Source organism: Mycolicibacterium lutetiense (assembly GCF_017876775.1).
Taxonomy (GTDB): domain Bacteria; phylum Actinomycetota; class Actinomycetes; order Mycobacteriales; family Mycobacteriaceae; genus Mycobacterium; species Mycobacterium lutetiense.
Window position 1 is genome coordinate 961100 of the sequence record NZ_JAGIOP010000001.1, and the last position, 23679, is coordinate 984778.

The following is a 23679-nucleotide window of genomic DNA, read 5'->3' on the forward strand; positions in this document are numbered from 1 at the left end:
CCTACTCGTCCTTGATCGAGATGGCCTGCCGGGGGCACTGCCGCACTGCTTCGCGGACCAGCGCCTCGTTTTCCGGCGTGACATCTTCCTGCAGGATGTGGAGGTAGTCCTGATCGTCGAGGTCGAACACCTCGGGGATGATCCCCATGCAGACTGCGTTGCTCTCGCAGATCTCGAAGTCGACGTGAACTTTCTTGGTCATCACCTCAGCACCCGCACCGGCACGTTGGAGTAGCCGGCCACATTCTGCATCTGAACACGTTGCAGCTGGTCCCATTTCACCTCGTAGCGCGGCATGTAATCGAGCAGCTTCTCCAGGGCGATCACGCTTTCCATCCGGGCCAACGCCGCCCCCAGACAGCTGTGGATGCCGTAACCCAGCCCGAGGTTCTGCGCCTCGGTGCGGTCGCGGTCGATATCGAAGGTATCGGCGTCGGTGAACGCATCGGGGTCGCGGTTGGCCGCGGCACTGATCAGGAAGACCGCCTTGCCCGCCGGAATGGTGCCGCTGGGCACGTGGGCGTCCTTGAGGGTGTAGCGGACGTTGTACTGCACCGGGCCCTCGTAGCGCAGCAGTTCCTCGACCGCGGCCGGCACCTTGTCGCGGTCGTCGAGCAGCTTCTGCCACTGCTCAGGGTTGCGCGCGAACAGCACCATCGCGGTGCCGACGAGTTTGGTGACGGTCTCGGCACCGGCCCCGCCGAGCAGGGTGGCGAAGCCGGTGATCTCGATATCGTCGAGGCGACGCATCTGGCCGTCCTCGCCGGGGATCTCCGCGGCGATCAGTCGGCTGATCATGTCGTCCTGCGGGTCTTCCCGGCGCTTCTGCACCAGCCCGTAGTAGTAGATGCCGGTGTCGATGTTGGCCTGCATTCCGGCTTCGGAGTAACCGATCTGCCCGGGTTCACGCGACAGGCTGATATCGATCCAGTGCCGCACCTGCTGGCGGTAATCCGGGTCCACACCTGCCATCCGGGTGATTACCTCGACCGGGAACGGGCCCGAGAAATCCTGGACGACATCGAACTCGTCGGAGTCGATCAATCCCAGGTGATGGTCGATCTGCTCGACGATGGTGTCGCGCTGCGACTGGATCATGCGCGGCGTGAACGCCTTGTTGAGCAGACTGCGCATGTGGCGGTGATCGGGCGGATCCATGAAGATGATCGACTTCTGCGGCGGCTCGGCGCTCTGCACCATGGCCAGATCGCAGCCACGCGACGAGGAGAACGCCTCATGATCCTTCAACGCCGCCGACACGTCCTCATGCCGGGTCAGGGCATAGAAGTCAGAGTCTTCGTTGTAGTAGAGCGGCGCGTCCTGGCGCATGCGCCGGTACATGTCGAACGGGTTGTTGAAGAACTCCTCGGAGAACGGATCGAAAATCACCTGGGCCTTGGTCATTGGCTGGCTCCTCCTTCGCGGCGGGCTGGGCCGGAAGTGTTGTGACACGTTACGGGAAACTGTTGAACTGTAACGCTAACAGTAATCCGTTTGAGAGTGTTTGAAAAGGATGAAATGCCATGCTGATCAGGACGTGGCCCTGCGTCAGATCACGTGACTGCGGCGTCGATCAGGCCCTCGAGTCGGCCCAAGTTGCTGTCCAGTTCAGAAGCGGTGGTGCGGACCACGGCCACGTCCTTGCCGATGAATTCGCCGACCCGGGCGATGAACGCGTCCGCCGAGCCGGTGGCAGCGATGGCGCCGAGCGCTCGGCTGGCCCCACTGCCGTGAGTCAGCGCGGTCAGCAGTGTCGCCTCGTCGATACCCAGTCGATCGCCGAGCTTTACGCCCTCGGCCACCGCGCCGATCTGTGCGGCGAACAATGCGTTGTTCACCAGCTTCACCCGCTGCCCGGCTCCGACCGGACCGACGTGCAGCACCGGATCGGCATAGGACTTCAAGACTGCGCGGGCGCGGGCCACCGCGGACTCAGCACCCCCGGCGAACACCGTGATGGATCCGGCCGCGATATCGTGCGGTCCGCCGCTGACCGGGGCATCGATGACCGCGATGCCGCGAGCGGCCCCACGCTCGGCGAGAGCCTCGACGGTGCGGGGGCTGCCGGTGGTGTGCAGCACCAGCACCGCACCTTCCGGCATCTCGTCGATCAGGTCCGGGCAGAGGTCCCGGACCTGCTCATCGGTGAACACGCAGACGATCGCCACCTCGGCATCGCTGACGGCCTCGCGCGGCGAGGCCACTGGCTCCGCGCCGAGTTCGGCCACCGCGGCCCGCTTTTCGTCATCTCGGCCCAGGGCTCGCACCTGGTGTCCGGCGTCGGCCAGGCGGCGCACCATCGGCGCGCCCATCCGTCCGGCACCGATGAAACCGACGCGCATCAGCGGGGATGGTTCATGATGGCCAGGGCATTGTCGGCGGCTTGGAAAACGGTACGGTACACGGCACCTTCTGGTACTGAGGCCTCGTCGGCCAGGCTGGCGGCATGCCTGCAGTCCTTCTGCAGCAGCGCGCCGGCGATCGGCGCCAGGTTGTCCAGCGTCCCGCCGAACATCGCGATGCTGTTGAGTGCCTTGCTGGTGGCCGAACCGCGCGAGATCACCTCGCACAATGCCTGGCGCGGAACACCCAGCGCCTCGCCGAGTTCCAGTGCACTCATGGCCGCACCCAGGTTGGCGCTGAACAGCAGGTTGTTCAGGATCTTGGCAACCTGGCCGGCGCCGACGCCACCCAGGTGCACGATCGGGTCGGCGTAGGTGGCGAACACCGGACGCACCCGCTCGACGACCTCCTCGTCGCCGCCCACCATCACCAACAGGGTCCCGGCCGAGGCGGCCGGCTCGCCACCGCTCACCGGGGCATCGATAACTGAAATTCCCTGGGCAGCAGCCCTTTCTGCGATCTCGCGACAGGTGTCGGGGTGCACCGTCGAGTGGATGGCGACGACGCCTCCCGGGGCCAGTCCGGCGAGCACACCGGTCTCACCGTCGAGCACCTGGCGGACGTCGTCGTCACCGACCACGCACAGGCAGACCAGGTCGCTGGCGGCAGCCAGTTCGGCGGGGGAGCCTGCGGTCTTGGCGCCGGTGTCGGCGAACGGTTCCAGGGAGGTCGGGCGTCGTGCCCACAGGATCGTCTCGAAGCCGCCTTCGGCGATCCGCCGGGCCATCGGCGCCCCCTGGCTGCCCAGCCCGATAAATCCGACTCGCATCAACCTGCCTCCACTTCCATGTCACTGCGGGCGCGATCCGCCACGCACTCATCGGCAAATGACAACACCTTGCGGTGATAGGTCTCAGCGGTAAGTCCCACGCTGAGGTTGTGACCGCTGTCGGGGAGTTCGCCGGTCTGCACCCGCGGCGAGACGGTGAACATCGCACCGATTGCGGCCAGCGACTCGGGATCGGATTCCCAGACGTTCTCGTACTGGCCGGCCAGGAACTGCACCGGAACCGTCGTCTGTCCGGCCAGCGTCGGAAACTCGTGCCGCGCCCAGGTTCTGATGACGTCACCCTCGTAGGCGGTGCCGCCCGCGGACAGCCCGGCGCCGATCACGTCCGACGGATACAGCCGGGCCGGTTCCCACAGCAGCTCGCGTAGGCCGCGCGGCCGTTGCTGCGGTGAGGCGTCTTTGAGCAGTTCCTGTGCGGCCGGGTGATACCGGCGGCCGGTCCCGGCCAACGAGACTCCGAGGACCTCTGGCCGCTGCACGGCCAGGTGCATGGCCAGCTCGCAGCCCATCGAATGGCCCAGGACGAACAGGTCGGCCGCACCGGCGATGCGCTGAATCACCCCTGACACCAACGCGACTCGCTGATCGGCCCGTGCCATGGCATCAGGGTAGGCAGCGGAAGCGCCGTAGCCGGGGCGGTCCAGTGCAATCACGGTGTACCCGTGGTCGACTGCGCTGCGCAGCAACGACAGCTCGGGGTGGCCGGGGCAGTCGAAGTAGGCCGATGTGGTGGCCCCGCCGTGCAGCGCGACGATGACGGCGCGCGGGTCGGGCGACTCGGCGACCAGGGCCGACATCGGGACACCGTCGACCATCACCACCCTGGGATGCGGATCGGCCTTGTTCGCCGTCGATGTCACGGCCTAGTCGTCCCTGCGCATCAGCAGGACACCACTGGGGGTCAGGCCACCGCTGCTGGCCACCGCGACACGGGCGTTCGCGACCTGGCGCTCACCGGCCTCACCGCGCAGCTGGGTGACGGCCTCGTGGATCAGACCCATTCCGTGGGTGCGCCCGTGGGAGAGCTGGCCGCCGTGGGTGTTGAGCGGGATGATGCCGTCGCGGGAGATGTTGTGGCCGCCATCGAGGAAGTCCTTGGATTCTCCGATGCCGCAGAAGCCGAGCCCCTCCAGCCAGGACAGACAGTTGAAGCTGAACCCGTCGTACAGCTCGGCGACGTCGACATCGCCGGGACGCAACGAGGTTCGCGACCACATGTGCGCGCTCTGGCCCAGGACCTGTGGTTCGTGGGTGAGGGTGGTCTGGTCCCAGTCGAGCCGTTCGACGATCTGAGTACCGACCGCCTCGAACAGGATCGGCGGCTTGGGCAGATCGCGTGCGGCGTCCACAGCGGAGACGATGACGGCCACCGCCCCGTCGCACGGCACGTCGCAGTCGTAGAGGCCGAACGGTGTGGTGATCATGCGGGCCGACAGGTAGTCGTCCATGGTCATCGGATCGCGGTAGATGGCCGTCGGGTTCAGTGCGGCGTTGGCACGCTGGTTGAGCGCGATCCAGCCGAGCGTTTCCCGTGTGGTGCCGTATCGGTCGAAGTGGCGACCGGCGTTCTGCGCCAACGTGTGCGCGGCCGAGGTGGACCCGAACGGGTATTGCCAGCTGTCGCTGCGGCCACCCATCGGAGGGGACATCTTGCCCTCCTTGACCAGCTGGCCGAACGTCGCCTCCCACAGCGTGCGGAAGCACAACACGTGGCGCGCCATACCGGTGGCCACGGCCATCATGGCCGCGATGACCGATCCGCCCGGACCGAAGGTGTCCATGCCGCCATTGATCCAGGTCGGACGGAGCCCGAGGGCGCCCTCCAGTGCGGTCACGCCGCCTTCCCCCATGCCGGCGATGGCCAGACCCGGGTAGGTGGACAGGCCGTCGATATCGTCGAACGTCAAACCGGCATCGGCGACGGCTTTTTCGGCGGCGTCGATGGTCAGTGCCAGCGGCGGCACCATCTGTCGACGACCGATCTTGGACATCCCGATCCCGGTGATGGCCGAATGGTCCTCGAATTTCTTCTTGGTCAGCATCGGTCGGACGTACTTGGCGACATCCTGGGGCGCCACGGGTTCGGCGACCATCGGAGGGGCCGGCGTGGAGTCAGCCGCCCGCTTGAACACCGGCAGCCAGACGTCTTCGATGTGCTGGAAGTCGACCTCCACGGGCATGCCCAGTTTGAGGTCGTCGAAATCGCAGTCGACGATGTTGGTCGTCAACCGGACCCGCGGATCCTCGGCGATGGCCACCTCCGCCACCACATAGGGCGGCGGCAGGTCGGGGAAGCCGAACCGGTGGTTGATCGTGAACCCGGCCAGCGATGCGCGCCCCGACACATCGCGCACACCCATGTTGTGGCTGCGGCAGTAGCGGCAGATCGGCTGCGGCGGATGGATGAGGGCGCTGCAGTCCTGGCACTCCTGGATTCGCAGCACGCCGTCGGCGCCCGCGGTCCAGAAGTACTCGTTGAGCGTGGTAACCGTGGGGAGCGGACGCCCCGGTATCTGTGACAACTCGACTCCGGTGGTAAGCGGGTTATTCCATGTGGAGAATCACGTTACCAGTTTCCGGGATAGGTGATCCAGGACTCTGGGGGTCAGCCTGCCGCGCGTTCGGCCCGCGTCTCCTTCAACTCGATGATCGCGTGCACCGGGCAGTCCAGCAGCGCACGCCGGACAGCGTCCTCGTCGGCCTCGGGGATGTCGCCGTCACCCTGAAGCGAGGCGTACCCCCAGTCGTCCAGCGGGAAGTACTCCGGCGCGTGTTTGGCGCACAACCCGAAGCCATCACACAACGTGCGATCAAGCTTGACCTTCATACCGAGACCACCGCCTCCAGAGACTCCACTTCGTACGGCCGCGCGGCGGTGAATGCACCGGAACGGCAGGCCTGACAGCCCTTTTCGAGGTGACGATGAACCTGATCGGGGAACTGGGCCAGCAGGCTGGCCGCCACATTGGCTGCGCCGTCGAGCGTCGCGCAGGCACCGCGGCCGCGTAGCACCACCGACCACCGGGTGAGCCGGTCGAGATCCTCCTGGGTGGCCACGCCGTCACGCAGGCCGGTGGCCACCGCCGCCATCGCGGCCGTCCCGTTGAAGCACGACCCACATTGGCCGGCGTTCTCGCGGTCGAAGTAGGCCAGCACCGACGCGGCGACCGCCACCGGGCAGTCATCGGTGAGGATGCCGATCGCGCCGCAACCCAGCCCGCTGCCGAGTCCTCGTACGGACTCGTGATCCAGCGTGGCGCCGACGATGTCGTGGTTGACCAGCCCGGCGAAGTACCCGCCCATCAGCGCCCCGCGAACGCGGTCGGCGGACACCCCGTGCAGCGTCAGGAGATCGGCGAACGCGATGCCGTGCGGAAGCTCGTACAGCGCCGGGGCGCGTCCGGCTCCGGTGATCGTGGCCAGGAAGGTGCCGGGGGAGGCCTCGGTGCCCAGTTGCCGGAACGTCTGCGCGCCGTGTTGGTGGAGGTAGGCCAGGTGCGCCAGCGTCTCGACATTGCTGATCAGTGTCGGCCTGCCGGCCACCCCTTCCTCGAACGGGCGCGGTGGCTTGTCGGTGGGTTTGGCTGGGCCGCCGTTGACGACGTGCACGGCCGCGGTCTCTTCGCCGGCGACGTAACCCGGAGCGACGGTGAGTAATTCGACTGCCACCCGGTCCAGGTCGCCGGGGAGTTCGTCGAGCGCGCGAGCCACACTCGCGGCGGCCGTCGAATCCGACACGTACACCACGGCGCGGTCCGCGCCGACGATCCCGGAGGCCAGTCGCAGGCCGTCGAGTACCGCGTGTGGACGGTTGCGCAGCAACCAGCGGTCCTTGATCGAGGCCGGCTCGCCTTCTTCGCCGTTGGCGATCACCACGGTGCCCGAGGCGCCCCGCCCGTTGTCGCGCACCGCGCGCAGTTTCACCGCCAGCGGGAAGGCCGCGCCGCCCCGCCCGAGCAGTCCGCTGGCCTGGACCTCGGAAAGCAGATACTCCGAATCGGCAAGTGCGCCATAGCCCCCGGCCTGCTGATACTCAGCCAGGCTCTCCGGTCCGTCGCGGAGGAGGCGCGGGGTGATTCCCGGCCATACCGCGACTGTGAGTTCGGCCGTCATGGTCACTTCCCGTCCCCGGCTAGGCTTACCGGCATGAGAACTGCGGTGGTGCGCGTCGGAGTCGACCCGGCTGGTGAGCTCGGTGCGGAGCAGCTATCCGACGGCATGGCAACGCTCCGTGAGTTGCTGGGTGAACGTGGCGCCGAGGTGTTGGACAATCAGCTCGCCGAACTGCCCGCGCACCGCCGCGAGGTCGAGGTGCTGATCGCCGGCGACAACGCACCAGAGCTGCAGGCCATCGCGATCGAACTGTGCGCCAAGGCGTTTGGCACCACCCCCGCGGCGGGGGTGGTCACCTTCGTCAGCCGCGGCACCGATGAGGACGTTCGCGGTGTGCTGGCCGGGTTCGGCCTGTCCGGCGACATCAGCCGATCCGTCGACGTCGAAGGTTGGGACATTGTGACGGTGACCCTGGACAAGGCCGATCTGACCCGCATCCCGGAAAGCCGCATCCACACCGCCCTGGAGGCTTCGCTGAACTGCGAGGTACAGATCCGGGCGGTTTGAGCCCGTCGTGCTCACGCCGACCTCAGGAAGTCGATGATCGCCGGGGCGGCCTGGACCCAGGTGTCGAACAGGCAGAACGTCTTTCCGCCGCTCTGTGCGAACCTCTCGCCGGCGCGTTCCCAGGCATCCTCGGGCCAGGGCGGATCGATCAGCTTGGAACCCTTGATCAGACAACTCACTTCAAGCGAGGTGCGCTTGGGGTGATCCCAGTCGTTCTCGCCACCACGGATGATCAGGGTGGGAACGGTGATGTTGTCGAACATCTCGTCGGGCACGCCGGGGATGGTCTGGCCGGGTTTCGACACGAACGCGTTGAGCCACCGCAGCATGACTTTGAGGAACTCGTCGGTATCGAGGTCGAGCAGGCGCTGCCGGTTCGCCGGGTTCTCCGCGATCCGTTCGCGCCATTCGGACACGCTGAGCAACCCCTCGACGCCGAGTCCGCGTACCGCCAGGATGCTTGGCGTGACGTAGTGGCCGCCGAGCACGAAAGACCCGTACACGCCTCCGACGATGTTCCACACCACCAGCTTTCGCACGATCTCGGGATAGAGCATGGTGGTCAGCATCGAGTCCCGGGCGCCGCCGGAGCCGCCGAGGATGAAGCACGGTCCGATCTCGAGGGCGGTGATCAGTTTGTAGAGCGTCTCGGCTCGCATGTGCGACTCGCTCTGACCGTAGAACTGCACATCGGAGCGACCGCAGTTGGGCCGGTCCCACAGCAGCACCCGGTAGCCGCCCTCGACCAGTGCTTCGGCCAATGGTCGTAGCCCTGGAATGTCCTTACTGAACCGGCCACCGGGGGTAAGGGCGATGAAATCGCCTTTATCGCCGAGGAGTTCGTAGACGACGTTGCCGCCGTTGATCTCGATGATCTTCTCGCCCGGCTTGAGTTCTGGGGCGCCCAAGACAACCGTCATGGCCGATGATTCGCTCGCAAGCTCGCTCATGCCATCACCAACACATCTTCTCCAACCACACGGACCGGGTAGGTACGGATACTCCATTCCGGCTTCACCGCGGTGGTGCCGGTCGCCAGCTCGAAACCCCATTGGTGCCAAGGGCAGTAGATGAACTCTTTGTCACGCACCATCACCGCGTCGCCCGGCACTTTCTCGTCGACCACCGTGCGGCCCCGGGCCCGGCCCGAGCACAGCGGACCGCCCTCGTGCGGGCAGTAGTTGGCGATGGCGTAAAAGGTGCCGTTGACGTTGTACACGCCGACGCCGTGACGGCCGATCGGTACGAGTTTGTGTGTGCCGGGCGGGATTTCATCGACATTGGCGACGACATGCTCGCGTCCCTGCGCGAGTCGGGGGCGCTTCTCGGGCTCGCTCATCAGAACACCCGGGCCTGTCCCTCGAGTGCCGGAACGGTCTCGGGGAGCTTGTAGGTCTGGATGCCGTTGCGGAACATGATTGCCTCACGCGCGTGCTCGGGCAGGTGTTTGACCAGCCAGCGCGGGTCGTCGAAGGTCCAGTGCGGATAGTCGCTGGAATACAGCAGGATCTTGTCGCACTCCATCCACTCGAAGGCCCGAGACAGTTCGGTCTTGTCCTCGGGATAGTCCAGCGGCTGGGTGGTGAACTTGATGTGGTCCTTGACGTACTCACTCGGCTTGCGCTTGATGTCCATCCAGCTCTTGCGCTTCTCGTAGATGGCGTCCATCCGCCACATCAGCGGCAGGATCCAGGTGAAAGCATGTTCGACGAACACGATGCGCAGCGTCGGGAACCGGTCGAATACCCCGTCGAAGATCAGGCTCATCACCTGGTTGGCCGCCAGCAACGAGTAGCTGACCATGAAGTCGTGGTTGTAGCTGGGCAGCCCGACCGGGGGAGTGGGCAGCGTCTCGTACTCGCCACGGGACAGGTGGCAGCTCACCGTGATGTCATGCTTGGTCGCCGCGGCCCAGATCGGATCGTACTTGGGGTCACCCCATGACGGCCGAGGCTCGGCCTTCATCAGAACCTGTGCCATGTAAGGGTGTTCGGCCCACTGCTCGATTTCGGCGACCGCGGTCTGCGGCTCTTCGATGGCTACACAGATGGATCCCCGCCACCGTTCATGCCAGTTGTTGTGATTGTCCAACCAGTTGTCTGCCAGCCAATGGTTGACCGCGGTGCAGTAGGCGGCAGTGGCTTCGCCGAGGCGGCTCTCGGTGTGGGTCGGTTCCAGGATGGCGATATCGGAGCCGGCCTCCATGACGAGCTGACGCAGTGCCATGTCGGGGTCGCTGCAGGCGAATTCGCCATCCGGCGGGAACGCGTCCACGCGCATGGCGTAGGCATGTGCGTAATCCGGTGCGTCGTAGTAGATCTGCTCGCCGACCTTGTGGCTCAGAAAGTACTTGCTGCGCCACGGTTCAGGGATGTACTCGATCAGTTCGCCGCGCCGCGGCATGGGGTGGACGTCGGAGTCGACGCACCGAACCGCGATCCGCTCGGCCGCAGGCACCCGTGGGTTGGTCGTGATGGTCATGACGGTCTCCCTCCGATACCTACTGTGCCGCAACCGCGGACGATGGGACCAGACCTGCGAGATCCTGCTCCAGCCCGTAAAGCCCTGCGGCATTGCGCCACAACAGTTTGTCCCGCTGTTCGGTGCTGAACGCGCTGGGGACCTCCGGCTCGTTCAGCTGCCAATGCGGGTAGCTGGAGCCGAACATCACCATGTCCTCCTTGCCGGTGAAGCCGAACCATTCGCCGGCGAACTCGGTGTCTCCGGGCCCGTCGAGCGCACCTTGGACGAAGTACACGTGACCGGGCAGATAGTCGCTGGGCATCTTGGGCGCCCACGGCGTCTGCTCCAGGTGTGGGCGGCCGAAGCAATCCATCCGCCACATGAACGGCGTCAACATGTCCGCGGCACCGTCGCCCCAGACGAACTTCAGTGTCGGTGTCCGTTCGAAGACGCCCTCGGCGATCATGTTCATCAGGTGATAGATGTAGTTGAGCGCCATGAAGCCCAGGTATTGCTCATAGGTCCGGGTCTTGCCCGACGGGGTAGGCGCGAACTGGATGCCTGCCCCGCCCTCGATGTGCACGGCCACCGGCAGCCCCGCTTCCGCGGCGGCGTCCCACAGCGGCCAGAACTGCGGCTTGCCGTACAGCTCGCGTGACTGCATCGGGATGCCGATCTGCACCACGCGCGGATGGTCCTTGTACTTGTCGATCTCACGCAGGGCGCCGACGATATCGTCCGGGTTGACCCGGATGGTGCCGCGGAACCGCTCGCCGTATTCGGCGTGTTCGAGCCAGCGAGTCACCATCATGGCGTTGTGCGCGGCGGCCAGTGCCGTGCCGAGGTGACGGTCGGGCATGATGCCGCGGGTCATGGGATGCAGGATCGCGATGTCGACGCCGCGGTCGGTGAACAGGTGCTGGGCGGCGATGTCGGGATCGGAGCCGGGGTACTGACGGTCCGGTCCCTTGGTGTCCCTGGCATATTCGCCGCCTGGCGCGCCGTACCAGTTCATCTCGTAGTCGGGGAAGCCGCGGCTGGCGAACGGTTCCTTCAGGAAGTTCTGCCGCAGGTCCTTGTTCGATCCGAAGAAGACGTGCACGCTCGCGTCAATCACGGGCGTTCCCGCACTGCCGGGTTGCGCGGGGTCATTGATGGCCAAGACTGTCCTCCGATGTCCGTCCGGAAACGAGCTGTGCATACGCGGATGGCGGCGTGCCTGTTACGCCGGACCTTACAGCCAGTCTAGATCCATATTCTTCTATGGCAAGAACATAATTCTCGGAACGTCTCGGCTCTTTGTCGCAGGTAAGCGCCGGTGCTGGTCACCCGCACAGCGCGCTACTTTGGAGAACCGGTACTTGCTAGGGGAGAAGGTCCCATCATAGAAAGAGAATGCTATTCTCCTCTCGGACGCGACAGTGCAGCAGGAGGCGGCGGGTGCTACTCGAATTCGATGCCGATCAACGGCTATGGCAGGAAACCGTGCGCGATGCGGTGACCAAGCAGTGCCCGGCGACCTTGGTCCGTGAGGTGGCCGAGCAGGGTGTCGATCCGGCACCGCTGTGGCAGAGCTACATCGACCAGGGCTGGACCGAACTCACCGACTCCGAGAACGCCGTGGAGCTGGCGATCGTGCTCGAGGAACTCGGCCGCGCCACCGACCTGACGCCCTACCTTGCGACCATGACGCAATACGCACCGCTGGCGGGGGACCGCTTCGATGCGGGCACCGCCGGCGCCGCGGCGTACAGCGGCGTGACGGCGAACCGGGATGCCACCGGCTGGGTGCTGTCCGGCACCGCCCGTCACGTGCTGGACGGCGATCGGGCACAGAACCTCGCGGTGGTGACCGACGGCGGAGTGTTCCTGGTCGACGCGGCCAACGCAGCCGTCGTTCGCAGTTCGATCTTCGACCCGGTGCTGCACGTGGCCGAGGTGTCCTTCGACAACGTGCACGTCGACGACACCGCCCGAGTCCACGTCGATACCGAGAAGGCCTATCACCTGGCGGTGACCGGCATGGCCGTCACGATGGTCGGTGCCTGTCAGCGAGTCCTGGATCTGGCCCTCGAACACGTCAAGCAGCGTCAGCAGTTCGGTGTGGCGATCGGGTCGTTCCAGGCTGTGCAGCACAAGGCCGTCGACATGCACGTCGCGATCGAACGAGCCCGTGCGCTGGCGTATTTCGCCGCGTTGACCATCGCTGCCGATGACCCGCGCCGGCGGCTGGCGTCGGCCATGGCCAAGGCTGCCGCCGGGGAGTGCCAGGCGGTGGTCTTCCGACACGGCCTGCAGCTGTTCGGGGCCATGGGCTTCACCTGGGAGAACGACGTGCAGTTCGCGCTCAAGCGAGCCAAGGCAGGCGAGCTGCTGCTGGGCGGTGCCGCCGAGCATCGCGCGTTGATCGCCGCCGAGTACCGCACGACCTACAGGGGACTGTAAATGCAGCTGACATTCGATACCGACGTCGAGAAGTTCCGCGCCGAGTTCTCCGCATTCCTCGATGCCAACCTGCCGTCGGAAGCCCAGACGCTGGAGCGGCCCCGCTCGGTGTCACACATGCCACAGTGGGCCCGCGACTGGCAGCGGCTGCTCTTCGACAACGGATGGTTGCTGCCCGCACAACCACCGGAGTTCGGTGGGCGCAACGCCACCGTGGTGCAGACCTTCGTCCACCTCGATGAGCTGTGCCGACGCCGGATCTACCACAGCTTCAACCCGCAGGGCGTCAACATCATTGCGGCATCACTGCTTTCGTTCGGTACCGACGAGCAGAAGCAGCGTTGGGCCGTGCCCGTGCTGCGCGGTGAGAAGACCGCGTCGCTGGGTATGAGTGAGCCGAGTGCCGGTTCGGATCTCGCGTCGCTACGTACTCGTGCAGTCCGCGCCACCGACTCGGACGGCGACCATTTCGTCGTCAACGGCCAGAAGGTGTGGACCTCGGGCGCCCATGACGCCGATTGGCTGCTGACCTTCGTGCGCACCGACCCGGATGCGCCGAAGCACAAGGGCATCAGCGTGCTGATCATCCCGACCGACACCCCCGGTGTGGTGTGCCGGCCGTTCGCCGACATGACCGGCGAGGAGAACCTCGACTTCAACGAGGTCTTCTTCACCGATGCCCGGGTGCCTGCCGAGAACCTGGTCGGCCCGCTCAACGGCGGGTGGGGAGTGGCCAACGGATCGCTGGGGCACGAGCGCACCATGATGTGGCTCGGCTTCGCCGACCGAATCGACAACATGCTGGCCGATTTCCATCCGCGCACCGAGTTTGAGCGCGACCAATATGCCACCACGGTCATGGATTACCAGGCGCTGCGGGCAATGGGATCGGCGGCACTGGCCAAGGCCTCGCGCGGTGAGATGGACACCGCCTCGGTGTCGGTGCTCAAACTGTTCGGGTCCGAAGCCGAACGCAGCGCGTTCGAGAACGCGCTGACCGCTGCCGGTCCGGACGGATTGATCCACCCGGCCACGTCGGGCCCGTACGAGCACATGAACCTCGACCACTACTTCTCCAGCTGGTTCGAGCGCTACGCCCGCAGCTTCGGTGGCACCATCGCCGGCGGAACCTCGGAGATCCAGCGCAACATCATCGCCACCCAGGTGTTGGGGTTGCCCCGCCGCTGACCGTCGTTGGGTGACTGCCCCTCCGCGAGCAGAGGGGTGACCGCAGTTAGCGCGCGATCACACCGCGCAGGCTGGTGTCGCGGACGTGGATCTGCGATGCGCGGGTGCCCAGCTCCCGCAGGATGTTCTCCGGGATCCACCCGACGCCGATCACCGACCGGGCCAGGATCTCGTTCGAGGGGCTGTCGATGCTGATCTCGCCGGCCTTGATCGCCTCGGCCAGAAGCGATTTCACCTGCTTGACCCGTTTGGTGAACAGCCAGCCCGGATTCGGGGTGTCCGGCGGTGACTGACGCATCCAGGCGAGCTGGATCCGAAACTCATCGCCGAACTGGTCCAGTGCATTCGTGTGGATCCAGCTCAGCCCGTCGAGCTTCTCGATCGTCGTGCCCTCGGCGCGGAGGACCTCCGTCCAGCCCACGGCGATCTTCTCGCCGAAGGACTGCATGATCGCCGCCAGCAGCTCGTCCTTGGATCCGATGAGCCGGTACACGGTGCCGGTGCCCATGCCCGCCGCCGAGGCGATATCTCGCACGGTCGTGCTCTCGTAGCCGCGCCGGCCGAACTCTGCCCGCGCCACCGCCCGGATGTGGGTGGTCTTGTCGTCGGCTTCGGATCTGGCTTCCTCGATCCAGCTCTGCACCACCGCATCGGCCGCCAGGAACGCCGCGGATCGATCGAGTTCGGCATCGGTGGGCTGTCCGGTGGACAGCCCCTCCAGCAGAATCCGGCACAGCAGAGTGGCAACTTTCTCCGGTGCGGCGTTGTGCCGCATGACATCGAGGCCCACCTGCAGCATGGACTGGCAGATCCGGTCCGCCAGCACGGCCAGATCGATGTCGGAACGCAGGTAGCCGCTCCACCGGGCGGCCCGCAGCGTCTGCTGCATGGCTTCCAACGTGGCTGTGGGACGACGCTGGGCCAGTGCGATGAGGTCGGGGTTGGAACTCGGGCTCTCGTAGAACGACATCTGGAGCGCCGCCCGATGAGCCACGGCGCATCGGGCGATATCCGAACCGAGCTGGGCGATCCGGTCGAACGGTGCGGCCGGGTCGGAGTCGTCGAGGCGGCTCTGCGCGCGTTCGGCGATGCTGTCGAGATCGTCGTGATACCGCTCGAGCAGCTCGACCAGGATCGCTTCTTTGGACTCGAAATGGTGGTACAGGCTGCCGGGCAGGATGCCCGCCGCGTCGGCGATCTCCTGCAGTGAGGTGCGCAGTCCCGATGTGGCGATCAATGTTGCAGCAGTCTGGAGGATTTCGGTCCGGCGGGTGCCATCCTCAGCGCCGCTGCCGGCATCAGTTGCGCGGCCTGGGGTGCGCTTGAGCGTCTTGCGCTCCCCAGGCGTTACCTGGGTACGACCCACAGCGGCTCCACGATGATTGCCGGCTCCCGTCATGCGTTTCAGGTGGTCAGACCCAATGTTTGGTTAGAGGTTACCAGAACGGCACCGGCCGGCCGGGAGCGAGCGGGGCCGAACGCACTGGTCACGCGGTGACACCCAACCGTTCGGTGACCTCGAAAACCTCGTCGTAGATTGCGCCCGGAATCGTGAACGGCTCTGTCGCTGTGACTTCCGATAGGTGGGCGGCGATGTCGTCGGCTGTCGGGTCATCGTCCGTGGGCGTCATCCAGCCCTTACCCAGACCGACGAACACGCGGGCGAACCGGCCGGCACAGGCCGAGAAATTCTGGTGGCTCAACTCACAGTCCCGGCTCGCCAGGTACACGACGAGCGGGGCGACCAGTTCCGGCCGGATCGCCTTGAAGAAGCCATTGTCTTCAAGGACTTTGGGATCGGCGAGGGTTTCGGTGCCGGCTGGGCCAGATAGAAGCCGCCGTCGAGGTGCACGCTCAGCATGCGCCGCCAGTCCTCGGCGGACAGTTCGTCGAACGGGATGCTGTTGAAGATGCCTGCGTTGCTGATCACCGCGTCGAGTCGGCCGAACCGGTCGACGGCCGTGCGGACGATCGCCTCGCCGCCTTCGGGGTTGTCGACCGAGTCGTAGGACGCCACCGCGGTGCCACCGGCCGCCGTGATCTCGGCGACGACCTGATCGGCGACCGTGACGTCTGCGCCCCGGCCGGCCATGGAACCACCGAGATCGTTGACGACGACGGCAGCACCCCGTCGGGCCAACTCGAGTGCGTACCGGCGACCGAGGCCGCGGCCCGCGCCGGTCACCACAGCGACCTGATAGGTGAAGTCAATCAATGTGCAGCCCTTACCCTTTGGTGTCATACCGGGTCTGCGAACCGGAGGTCGCCAAACCGTGTCGGTCGACCTTGTCCATTGACTCCGGTCGGGCCGAACTCTACGGTGGAACAGATATTTGGTCAACATTCGGTGCGGAAGCGCGGAGGTGTCAGGTGCCCGGTGACGGTGGCGTAAGCGGTAACCGGTACCCCGGATTGGGCATGCTGGCGTCTGCGCTGGCAGCTCGCCCGGTCGCAGTCGCCGCGGCCGATTCCGGCGCACCGACGTGGACCGATGGCGAGACCGTGTTCGTCGATCCCGCGGCGTCCACGCGTGCGCAGCTGGAATCGGTGGCCGTCCAGGCGTCGATGATCGCGGCGGGCAGCCTGGGCCCGGATGTGGTCGGCGCCCTGGTTCGGCACCGGCGGCTGGCCAGGCGCTACCTGGCCGTGGAAGGACACCGGGCGTTGTTGGCCAACGCCGGACTGTTGCCAAACATGCTGGGCGCTTTGGCAGATCGAAGTATCGGTGAGCTCAGTGCTTCGGCCGCCGCGTCGTTGGCGCTCGCGCGGGGAACCGATGCGCTGCCCGACCCGCCGGCGGGCTTCGGTGCGATCCGGGCCAGAAAAGTGCTGGCCCGATGTGCGGCGGCGACAAGGCAGGCCGATCAGGAGTCGCCAGGACACGTGCCGCGGCGGCAGGGCCGTCAGGAGCTGGAAGAACTCGACGAGGACGACCCGGACAACTGGGACGACTCCGATGACCCCGACCTGATCTCCAGCCCGGTTGGCGGCGGCGGAGCCATCGGCAAGTGGCTGAAGAAGCTGTTGTCCTCGGCGCGCAAGACCGGCGGGAACGGTAGTGGCCCTCCCGGGGCGGACTCGCCGACGCATCAGACCAACTCGACCAGGCGTGGCCTGCATGCGGTGTCCTCGCTGGCCTCGACGGGCGCGGAGGAGATCGTCGATATCAAGACCGAGGGCGTGAAGTACCCGGAATGGAACGCCGAGCGCAAAACCTACCGGCTCGACTGGTGCACCGTGCGCGAGTCCGATCCAGAGATCAAGGCGCACGCCACCCAGCAGATCGAGGACGCGATCAGTGTGCGACGGCCCCTGGCCCGCCTCGGCATGGGCCTGCATCGGCGTCATCGCCAACCTCAGGGCGATGACATCGACATCGATGCCGCTCTGGAAGCGCGTGTCGAGGTACGGGCCGGATCGGTTCCCGATGAGGCTGTCTACATCGACAATCTGCGGCGCCGGCGGGATCTGTCGGTGTTGTTGCTGCTGGACGTCTCGGGTTCGGCTGCTGAGCCGGGTACGGCAGGCCGCACGGTGCACCAGCAGCAGCGCACGGCGGTGGCTCATCTGATGGTGGCGCTCAACGATCTGGGTGATCGGGTGTCGCTGTACGCCTACTACTCCCAGGGGCGTTCGGCGGTGACCATGGTTCCGGTGAAGCGGTTCGACGATCACCTCGACGCGCAGGTGATCCGAAGACTGAACAGCCTTGAACCCGGTGCCTATTCGCGGTTGGGGGCAGCCATTCGCCACGGTTCGACAGTTCTCGAGAAGCGCGGCGGCACCTCACGGCGCCTGCTGGTGGTGCTGTCCGATGGTTTGGCGTACGACCACGGCTACGAGCGGGCGTACGGGGCCGCCGACGCCAGACGTGCCCTCACCGAGGCGCGGCGCCGGGGTGTCGGCTGCGTGTGCCTGACCATCGGCGCCAGTACCGATGTGGAGTCGTTGCGGCGGGTATTCGGTAGCGCTGCGCACGCGACCATTTCCAGCCCTGACCAGTTGGCGGGTGTCGTCGGGCCCATGTTCCGCTCGGCGATTCGCTCCGGTGAGGTTCGCCGTCGGGTGTCGTGAAATGGGATATCAAGGGGCGGAATGATATTGGCGGAAGCGAACTCGGGGTGGCGCGCAGTGGCCGACCATTGAAACAAACATCTGTTCCGGTTACGCTGCCATTGGTGCCGCAGCGTGGCGGACGCAACGAAAGGTGTGTTGATGGCCAACGAGCCGGGGCTCGCTCACCAGAACGGAACCAGTTCGCAGGCACTGAGCGAGCGTCCCTACTACACGCCGGTCGGCGACGAGGAGGCCGTGTTCAAGGCTGCCTACCGCCAGGGCCTTTCGCTGGTGCTGAAGGGGCCGACCGGTTGCGGCAAGACGCGCTTCGTCGAGGCGATGGCGTATGACCTCGAGCGGCCGCTGATCACCGTCGCCTGTCACGACGACCTCACCACCGCCGATCTCGTCGGTCGGTATCTGCTCCGTGGCGACGAGACGGTCTGGGTGGACGGTCCGCTGACCCGCGCCGTGCGGGAGGGCGCGATCTGTTACCTCGACGAGGTGGTCGAAGCCCGTCAGGACACCACCGTGGTGTTACATCCCCTCGCCGACCACCGGCGTCAGTTGCCGATCGAGCGGCTCGGCGTCACGCTCGACGCGGCGCCGGGATTCGGTCTGGTGATGTCCTACAACCCGGGCTACCAAAGCGTTCTCAAAGATCTCAAGGACTCGACGCGCCAGCGGATGGTGGCCATCGAGTTCGGCTTTCCGGATCCTGATGTCGAACAGGGCATCGTCGTCCACGAGGCCGGCGTAGATCGCGCCACTGCAGTCGAGCTGGTGCGGTTCGGGCAGGCTATCCGGCGTTTGGAGACCGGGGGACTACGCGAAGTCGCGTCGACTCGGGTGCTGATCGCGGCGGGCCGTCTCATCTCCGAGGGGCTGCCCGTTTCCGTGGCGGCCCGCGTCGCGATTGCGGGCCCGTTGACCGACGACGTCGCGGTGAGCCTTGCCCTGCGCGAGTTGATCGACGTCTATCTGGGCGGAACCGCGTCCGGCCATTGACGCTGTGCCCGGCCCTTATTAGGGTCAGAACAAATATTAGGTTTACTCCGGCGTCCCGCGATGAACGCCCAGTACGGAGGTCAGATGTCGTACGAGAGCACCGCCGAGCCCATCAAGATCGGCTACCTGATGGACTTCACTTTGCCGCCGGGGTTCCCGGAAGAACTGAAGGCCTCGTTCACCCGGACCTTTGACCTGGTGTTCGAAGAAGCCGTTGCGCAGGGGTTGATGGATCGGCCCGTGAAGATGATCTACCGCGAGGTGGAGGGGTTGCCGAAGGGGTCGGTCAAGGCGGTCATCGATGCCTACGGTGAGCTCGTCGACGAGGGTTGCCTGGTGGTGTTCGGACCGAACATCACCGACAACTGCGTGCCGCTCCGGGAAGCGATCGAGGACCGCTTCAAGGTGCCGGCGATCAGCGTGACGGGAACCGACGATTGGCTCGGTGAGTGGACGTTCGCCTTCCCCCAGGGATCGATGACCGACGAACCCATCTTCCTTGCGGATCTGATCGCGAAACGGGGCCTGACCGAGATCGGTGTACTCGTCGAGCAAAGTCTCATCGGGGACAGCTATCTGAAGAATCTACGAACTGCCTGTGCCCGCAAGAGGATTCGGATCGTCGCCGAGGCAGTGATTGCGCAGACCGCGCAGGACATCAACGCTGCGGTGAGCGCACTGCACGAGGCAAAGGCCGAGGCGATCGTGCACCTGGGTTTCGGATTCGGCATCGTCTTCGTCAATCCGGCGCTCGAGGCCGTCAACTGGGATCCACCGCGCTTCACCACCACCGCCTTCCAGAACGCGTGGGTCAACCCGATCATGTGGAACGCCTTTCTGGGCTGGATCGGGGTCGATCAATACGACGAGGGCAACCCCGTCGGGCAGGCGTGGCTGGACCGATATGCCGAGCGTTACGACGGCAGTCGCCCCGAGTACTGCGTCTCGGTCGTCAACCACGATGTCGCCGCCACCCTGGTGCGGGCCTTCACCGATGCGCACCCCCTGAGCCCGCGCGGCGTCAAGGAGGCACTTGAGCGGGTGAAGATGCTCCCCGCAGCCTCCGGTGCACCCGGAACCCGGGTGTCCCTGGGGAAGTGGACGCGGCGCGCATGGATGGGATCGGGCTACCTGGTGGCCCGGACGCTCGATGAGGACGGCATCAATTCGCACCTGGTCGACCGGTTCGGGGAGGAATGACGTGACAACGAAAGAATCGTTACCGCCCGAGACGAAGGCCGACCGTCCTGCGCGCAAGAGGGCGAACTGGGGCCGGTGGATTGCGTTGTTCGGATGGCTGGGCTTCTGGGGGATGTTCCTCTCCGTGGCGCGGACGGACGTCCACCCGCGCGTGGCCAACCCGAACATCGAAGGGCGTCCGCGTCCGGTTGAGTTTCTGACGGCATTTGATCACTGGCAGGTCATCCCGCAGGTCGGCGCCCTGTTCATGGTTGTGGTGCTGACGATCGTGTTTATCCGTGCCTGGCGGCGCAATCCCGGCAGCCCGGTGCTCTTGATGGTGTTGGTCACGACAGTGATCGTGTGGCAGGACCCGATCATGAATTGGGCGCCCTACGCGGTGTACAACCCGGCGTTGGTGCACTGGCCGGAGAACTGGCCGCTGATCATGATGTCGCCGACGGTCGAACCGTTCATCGTGTTCGGGTACGTGACGTTCTACTTCGGCCCCTACTTCCCGGCCATCTGGCTTCTGCGCAAGTGGCAGGCCAAACGCGGTCCGGAAGCGTTCGTCAGCAGGCATCCACTGATCAGCCTGGGCGGCTTGGTGTTGGTGATCGGCTTCATCTTCGACGCCTTCCTCGAGGTCAGCTTGGTGCGGACCGGTCTGTACATCTACTCCCAGGCAATCCCGTTCGGCACATTGTTTCCCGGCAGCACCTTCCAATTCCCGTTGATCTGGGAGTCGCTGGCGGTGACCTTCGTGATGATTCCGGCGGCGATCCTGGTCTACCGCGACGACACGGGCAAAGCGGTGGCGGAGAAGCTCGCCGCGAAGGCCAGGCTGTTCCCGAAAAAGCCGGTGCTCGGCACGTTCCTGGTGATGTTCGCGATCGTCAACGTTGCGTACTTCGCCTACGGAAGCTGGTTTTGGGCCATCAAGGCCAGCGGGCTGGCCACCTCAGTCGCCTGCCCGTGGCCGTATCCAGAGGCGAAGATCTACGACCCGCAGGGGTATTACCGGGCGAACGGAGCCGAGGGGCCGTACTCGGTGGGCAAATGGTCCACCTGGCAGCAGGGGCCGTCCCGCAACCCTGATGTCGAGTTGGGTTCGAAGAGCGATCGGTGCGCACCGGAGAACCAGAATGGCTGAGCCCCGAACGGTGGTCGTCACCGGGGCATCCCGCGGGCTCGGCTTCGCCTCGACCGCACGCCTTTATCGCGAGGGGTGGCGCGTGGTCGCGGCGATGCGCACCCCGGACCGTGGAATGGCGCTGCTGCGCGAGGCGACCGGAGCCGGTCAAGACGACGACAGGCTGATCGGGATCCAGCTCGACCTCACCGACGGGGCCTCGATCACCGCGGCCGCCAAGGCGATCGAGGAGACCGTCGGTGCACCGTATGCCTTGGTGCACAATGCCGGCATCTCAGCGGCAGGAATGGTCGAGGAGGCGTCGTCCGATCTCTGGGAACGCATGTTCGCGACGAATGTCTTCGGTCCGGTGGCGCTCACCAAGGCGCTGTTGCCAGCCATGCGCGCGGCCGGTCGTGGCCGCATCGTCCTCATCTCGAGTGCGGCGGGTGTACGCGGAATGCCGGCGACCGCACCGTATTCGGCAGTCAAGGGTGCACTGGAACGGTGGGGCGAAGCGATGGCGGGGGAGATTGCGCCATTCGGCATCGGCGTCACCATTCTGGTCACCGGCACATACGACACCGAAATCATCACCGACGCGGGGACGACAGACGACCGGGACATGGACGGCCCCTACGCCCCCCATCACCGCACAATGGACAAACGGGGCCGGGCCATGATGAAGCGTGCCGCGCGCTCGCCCGAGGAGTTCGCCGTCGGTCTGGCGAAGGCGCTCAACAGCTCGAAGCCCTTCGTCAAGACCTCTGTCGGGCCTGATGCCCGAATGTTGTTGCTCGCCAACCGAATGCTTCCGGCTGCGGCCCTGCATCAGATGACCCGTCTGATGATGGGAATCCCGCGGTTCGGGGCGCTCCGAAGAGAAGGCGCAGACCATGGCTGACTTCGAGTCCAGGATGCTGATCGACGGCAAGCTCGTCGACGGCGGGGCCGGCACGTTCACCAATATCAACCCGGCGAACGAAGCGGTTCTCGGTGAGGTCTCGGATGCCTCGAAGGCCGATATGAACCGGGCCATCGATGCCGCTCGACGGTCATTTGACGAGACAGATTGGTCGACCGACCACCAGCTCCGCAAGCGTTGCCTGGAACAACTGCACGAGGCCATCGAAGGCGAGTTGGAGGAGTTGCGTGAGGAACTCATCGCCGAGGTCGGTGCACCGCGTGCGGTGACGCACGGCCCCCAACTCGATGCACCGCTCGCCGACGGGCTCAAATACCCGGCCCGGCTCATCGAAGAATTCCCCTGGGAGACAGATCTCGGCGACACCGTCGTATCCGTCACCGGGGTGAACACCACGCGCAAGGTGTGGCATGAGCCGGTCGGCGTGGTCGGTGCGATCACGCCGTGGAACTTTCCGTTCGAGGTCACCATCAACAAGCTGGGACAGGCATTGGCGACTGGCAACACGGTCGTACTGAAGCCGGCGCCGGACACCCCGTTCAATGCCACGCGCCTGGGCCGGCTCATCGCCGAGAACACCGACATCCCCGCAGGTGTGGTGAACGTGGTGACCGCATCGGATCATCTTGTCGGCGAGGAACTCACGCTGTCCCGCAAGGTCGACATGATCTCGTTCACCGGCTCCACGACCGTGGGTAAGCGGATTATGGAAAAGGGTGCCGCGACGATGAAGCGGTTGTTCCTCGAACTCGGTGGCAAGTCGGCGACGATCGTGCTGGAGGACTTGGATGACGCAGCGTTCAACTCGGCATGTTTAATCGGCATCGGCCCGCTGATGCACGCCGGGCAGGGCTGCGCCACACCCACCCGGATGCTGCTGCCGCGATCCCGCTATGACGAAGGCGTCACGATCCTCAAGGCCATCTACGAGAACATCGGCGCCGGTGACCCGCAGGACCCGGGCACCCTCTGTGGTCCGGTCATCTCGGCCAAGCAGCAGTCCCGCATTCTCGGCTACATCAGGAAAGGCGTCGACGAGGGCGCCACGATGCTCGTCGGCAGCATGGAGGCCCCCACGCAGTTCGACAAGGGATTCTGGGTCAACCCAACCCTTTTCATCGATGTGGACAACTCGATGACCATTGCGCAGGAGGAGATCTTCGGTCCTGTCCTCGTGGTCATCCCCTACGAGGACGAAGAGGACGCGATCCGGATCGCCAACGACAGCGCCTACGGACTCGCCGGCAATGTCATGTCGGGTTCGCTGGAACGTTCGCTCGCCGTGGCGCGTCGGCTTCGCGCCGGGTTCATCGGGCTCAACGGCACCGCGGGTTACGGCGCAGATACACCGTTCGGCGGCTACAAGGACAGCGGTGTCGGGCGTCAGAACGGCCTCGCGGGATTCGGCCAGTACACCGAGATCAAGTCTGTCGCTTACCCAGCCCTCTAGCGACAACAGTCTTAAGGAGG

The 23679-nt window shown here is 65.6% G+C and carries 22 protein-coding genes and 1 pseudogene; 9 read left to right on the forward strand and 14 right to left on the reverse strand.

All coding sequences use genetic code 11. The annotated features are described in order from the left end of the window. Position 1: 1 nt before the first annotated feature. From JOF57_RS04710 to JOF57_RS04745, 8 genes are all read right to left on the reverse strand, one after another. The gene (locus JOF57_RS04710; protein WP_209914139.1) at positions 2-202 is read right to left on the reverse strand and encodes a ferredoxin; all 201 of its coding nucleotides are present in this window, start codon (positions 200-202) and stop codon (positions 2-4) included. Further along, positions 202-1404: a cytochrome P450 gene (locus JOF57_RS04715; protein ID WP_209914141.1), complete on the reverse strand. Its 1203-nt coding sequence runs from the start codon at positions 1402-1404 to the stop codon at positions 202-204. Before JOF57_RS04715 ends, JOF57_RS04710 begins: the two co-directional genes overlap by 1 nt. A gap of 149 nt (positions 1405-1553) precedes the next feature. Next, positions 1554-2342 (reverse strand): NAD(P)-dependent oxidoreductase, encoded by a 789-nt coding sequence (locus JOF57_RS04720; RefSeq protein WP_209914144.1) that lies wholly within the window; start codon positions 2340-2342, stop codon positions 1554-1556. Then, positions 2342-3172 carry an NAD(P)-dependent oxidoreductase gene (locus JOF57_RS04725; RefSeq protein WP_209914147.1) on the reverse strand — a complete coding sequence of 277 codons (831 nt, stop codon included), beginning with the start codon at positions 3170-3172 and terminating at the stop codon, positions 2342-2344. The genes JOF57_RS04720 and JOF57_RS04725 overlap by 1 nt, the downstream gene beginning before the upstream one ends. Next, complete coding sequence (locus JOF57_RS04730; protein ID WP_209915816.1) at positions 3172-4008, reverse strand: alpha/beta fold hydrolase; 837 nt, start codon at positions 4006-4008, stop codon at positions 3172-3174. The genes JOF57_RS04725 and JOF57_RS04730 overlap by 1 nt, the downstream gene beginning before the upstream one ends. A 48-nt stretch (positions 4009-4056) precedes the next feature. Then, positions 4057-5715, reverse strand: a complete 1659-nt coding sequence (locus tag JOF57_RS04735) for a thiolase C-terminal domain-containing protein (RefSeq protein WP_209914150.1) — start codon at positions 5713-5715, stop codon at positions 4057-4059. An 83-nt stretch (positions 5716-5798) separates the two neighbouring features. Next, positions 5799-6020, reverse strand: coding sequence for a ferredoxin (locus JOF57_RS04740; protein WP_209914153.1), 222 nt, complete (start codon positions 6018-6020; stop codon positions 5799-5801). Continuing rightward, complete coding sequence (locus JOF57_RS04745) at positions 6017-7306, reverse strand: NADH-ubiquinone oxidoreductase-F iron-sulfur binding region domain-containing protein (RefSeq protein ID WP_209914155.1); 1290 nt, start codon at positions 7304-7306, stop codon at positions 6017-6019. The genes JOF57_RS04740 and JOF57_RS04745 overlap by 4 nt, the downstream gene beginning before the upstream one ends. Before the next feature lie 33 nt (positions 7307-7339). Here JOF57_RS04745 and JOF57_RS04750 point away from each other — a divergent pair, with 33 nt between their 5' ends. Further along, positions 7340-7813 (forward strand): hypothetical protein, encoded by a 474-nt coding sequence (locus JOF57_RS04750; RefSeq protein ID WP_209914158.1) that lies wholly within the window; start codon positions 7340-7342, stop codon positions 7811-7813. An 11-nt stretch (positions 7814-7824) separates the two neighbouring features. On the opposite strand, the gene JOF57_RS04755 is transcribed toward JOF57_RS04750, so the two are convergent. Genes JOF57_RS04755 through JOF57_RS04770 form a run of 4 tightly spaced genes read right to left on the reverse strand, consistent with a single transcriptional unit; the run spans position 7825 to position 11438 of the window. After that, positions 7825-8733, reverse strand: coding sequence for an alpha/beta fold hydrolase (locus JOF57_RS04755; RefSeq protein WP_209915818.1), 909 nt, complete (start codon positions 8731-8733; stop codon positions 7825-7827). 26 nt (positions 8734-8759) lie between these two features. Beyond that, positions 8760-9152: a Rieske (2Fe-2S) protein gene (locus JOF57_RS04760; protein ID WP_209914160.1), complete on the reverse strand. Its 393-nt coding sequence runs from the start codon at positions 9150-9152 to the stop codon at positions 8760-8762. Then, the gene (locus JOF57_RS04765; protein WP_209914163.1) at positions 9152-10294 is read right to left on the reverse strand and encodes an amidohydrolase family protein; all 1143 of its coding nucleotides are present in this window, start codon (positions 10292-10294) and stop codon (positions 9152-9154) included. Before JOF57_RS04765 ends, JOF57_RS04760 begins: the two co-directional genes overlap by 1 nt. A gap of 19 nt (positions 10295-10313) precedes the next feature. Beyond that, positions 10314-11438 carry an amidohydrolase family protein gene (locus JOF57_RS04770; protein ID WP_209914165.1) on the reverse strand — a complete coding sequence of 375 codons (1125 nt, stop codon included), beginning with the start codon at positions 11436-11438 and terminating at the stop codon, positions 10314-10316. Positions 11439-11716: 278 nt separating this feature from the next. Here JOF57_RS04770 and JOF57_RS04775 point away from each other — a divergent pair, with 278 nt between their 5' ends. Beyond that, positions 11717-12721: an acyl-CoA dehydrogenase family protein gene (locus JOF57_RS04775; protein WP_209914168.1), complete on the forward strand. Its 1005-nt coding sequence runs from the start codon at positions 11717-11719 to the stop codon at positions 12719-12721. Next, positions 12722-13909, forward strand: coding sequence for an acyl-CoA dehydrogenase family protein (locus JOF57_RS04780; RefSeq protein ID WP_209914171.1), 1188 nt, complete (start codon positions 12722-12724; stop codon positions 13907-13909). A gap of 46 nt (positions 13910-13955) precedes the next feature. Here JOF57_RS04780 and JOF57_RS04785 read toward each other — a convergent pair whose 3' ends face one another. Both JOF57_RS04785 and JOF57_RS04790 read right to left on the reverse strand, forming a co-directional pair. Further along, positions 13956-15275: a TetR/AcrR family transcriptional regulator gene (locus JOF57_RS04785; RefSeq protein WP_209914174.1), complete on the reverse strand. Its 1320-nt coding sequence runs from the start codon at positions 15273-15275 to the stop codon at positions 13956-13958. A gap of 121 nt (positions 15276-15396) precedes the next feature. Then, positions 15397-16124: pseudogene (locus JOF57_RS04790) on the reverse strand (SDR family NAD(P)-dependent oxidoreductase). 203 nt (positions 16125-16327) lie between these two features. Here JOF57_RS04790 and JOF57_RS04795 point away from each other — a divergent pair. The 6 genes from JOF57_RS04795 (at position 16328) to JOF57_RS04820 (ending at position 23659) form a co-directional block, all read left to right on the forward strand. Continuing rightward, positions 16328-17983, forward strand: coding sequence for a nitric oxide reductase activation protein NorD (locus tag JOF57_RS04795; protein ID WP_209915820.1), 1656 nt, complete (start codon positions 16328-16330; stop codon positions 17981-17983). Between the two features lie 141 nt (positions 17984-18124). Next, positions 18125-18973: a CbbQ/NirQ/NorQ/GpvN family protein gene (locus tag JOF57_RS04800; RefSeq protein ID WP_209914176.1), complete on the forward strand. Its 849-nt coding sequence runs from the start codon at positions 18125-18127 to the stop codon at positions 18971-18973. Positions 18974-19057: 84 nt separating this feature from the next. Beyond that, positions 19058-20173 carry an ABC transporter substrate-binding protein gene (locus JOF57_RS04805; RefSeq protein ID WP_209914178.1) on the forward strand — a complete coding sequence of 372 codons (1116 nt, stop codon included), beginning with the start codon at positions 19058-19060 and terminating at the stop codon, positions 20171-20173. Between the two features lies 1 nt (position 20174). Continuing rightward, entirely contained in the window at positions 20175-21305 is a 1131-nt protein-coding gene (locus JOF57_RS04810) for a spirocyclase AveC family protein (RefSeq protein WP_209914181.1), read from the forward strand. Continuing rightward, positions 21298-22188: an SDR family oxidoreductase gene (locus JOF57_RS04815; protein WP_209914184.1), complete on the forward strand. Its 891-nt coding sequence runs from the start codon at positions 21298-21300 to the stop codon at positions 22186-22188. Before JOF57_RS04810 ends, JOF57_RS04815 begins: the two co-directional genes overlap by 8 nt. After that, positions 22181-23659: an aldehyde dehydrogenase family protein gene (locus tag JOF57_RS04820; protein ID WP_209914187.1), complete on the forward strand. Its 1479-nt coding sequence runs from the start codon at positions 22181-22183 to the stop codon at positions 23657-23659. Before JOF57_RS04815 ends, JOF57_RS04820 begins: the two co-directional genes overlap by 8 nt. The last annotated feature ends 20 nt before the right edge of the window (positions 23660-23679 follow it).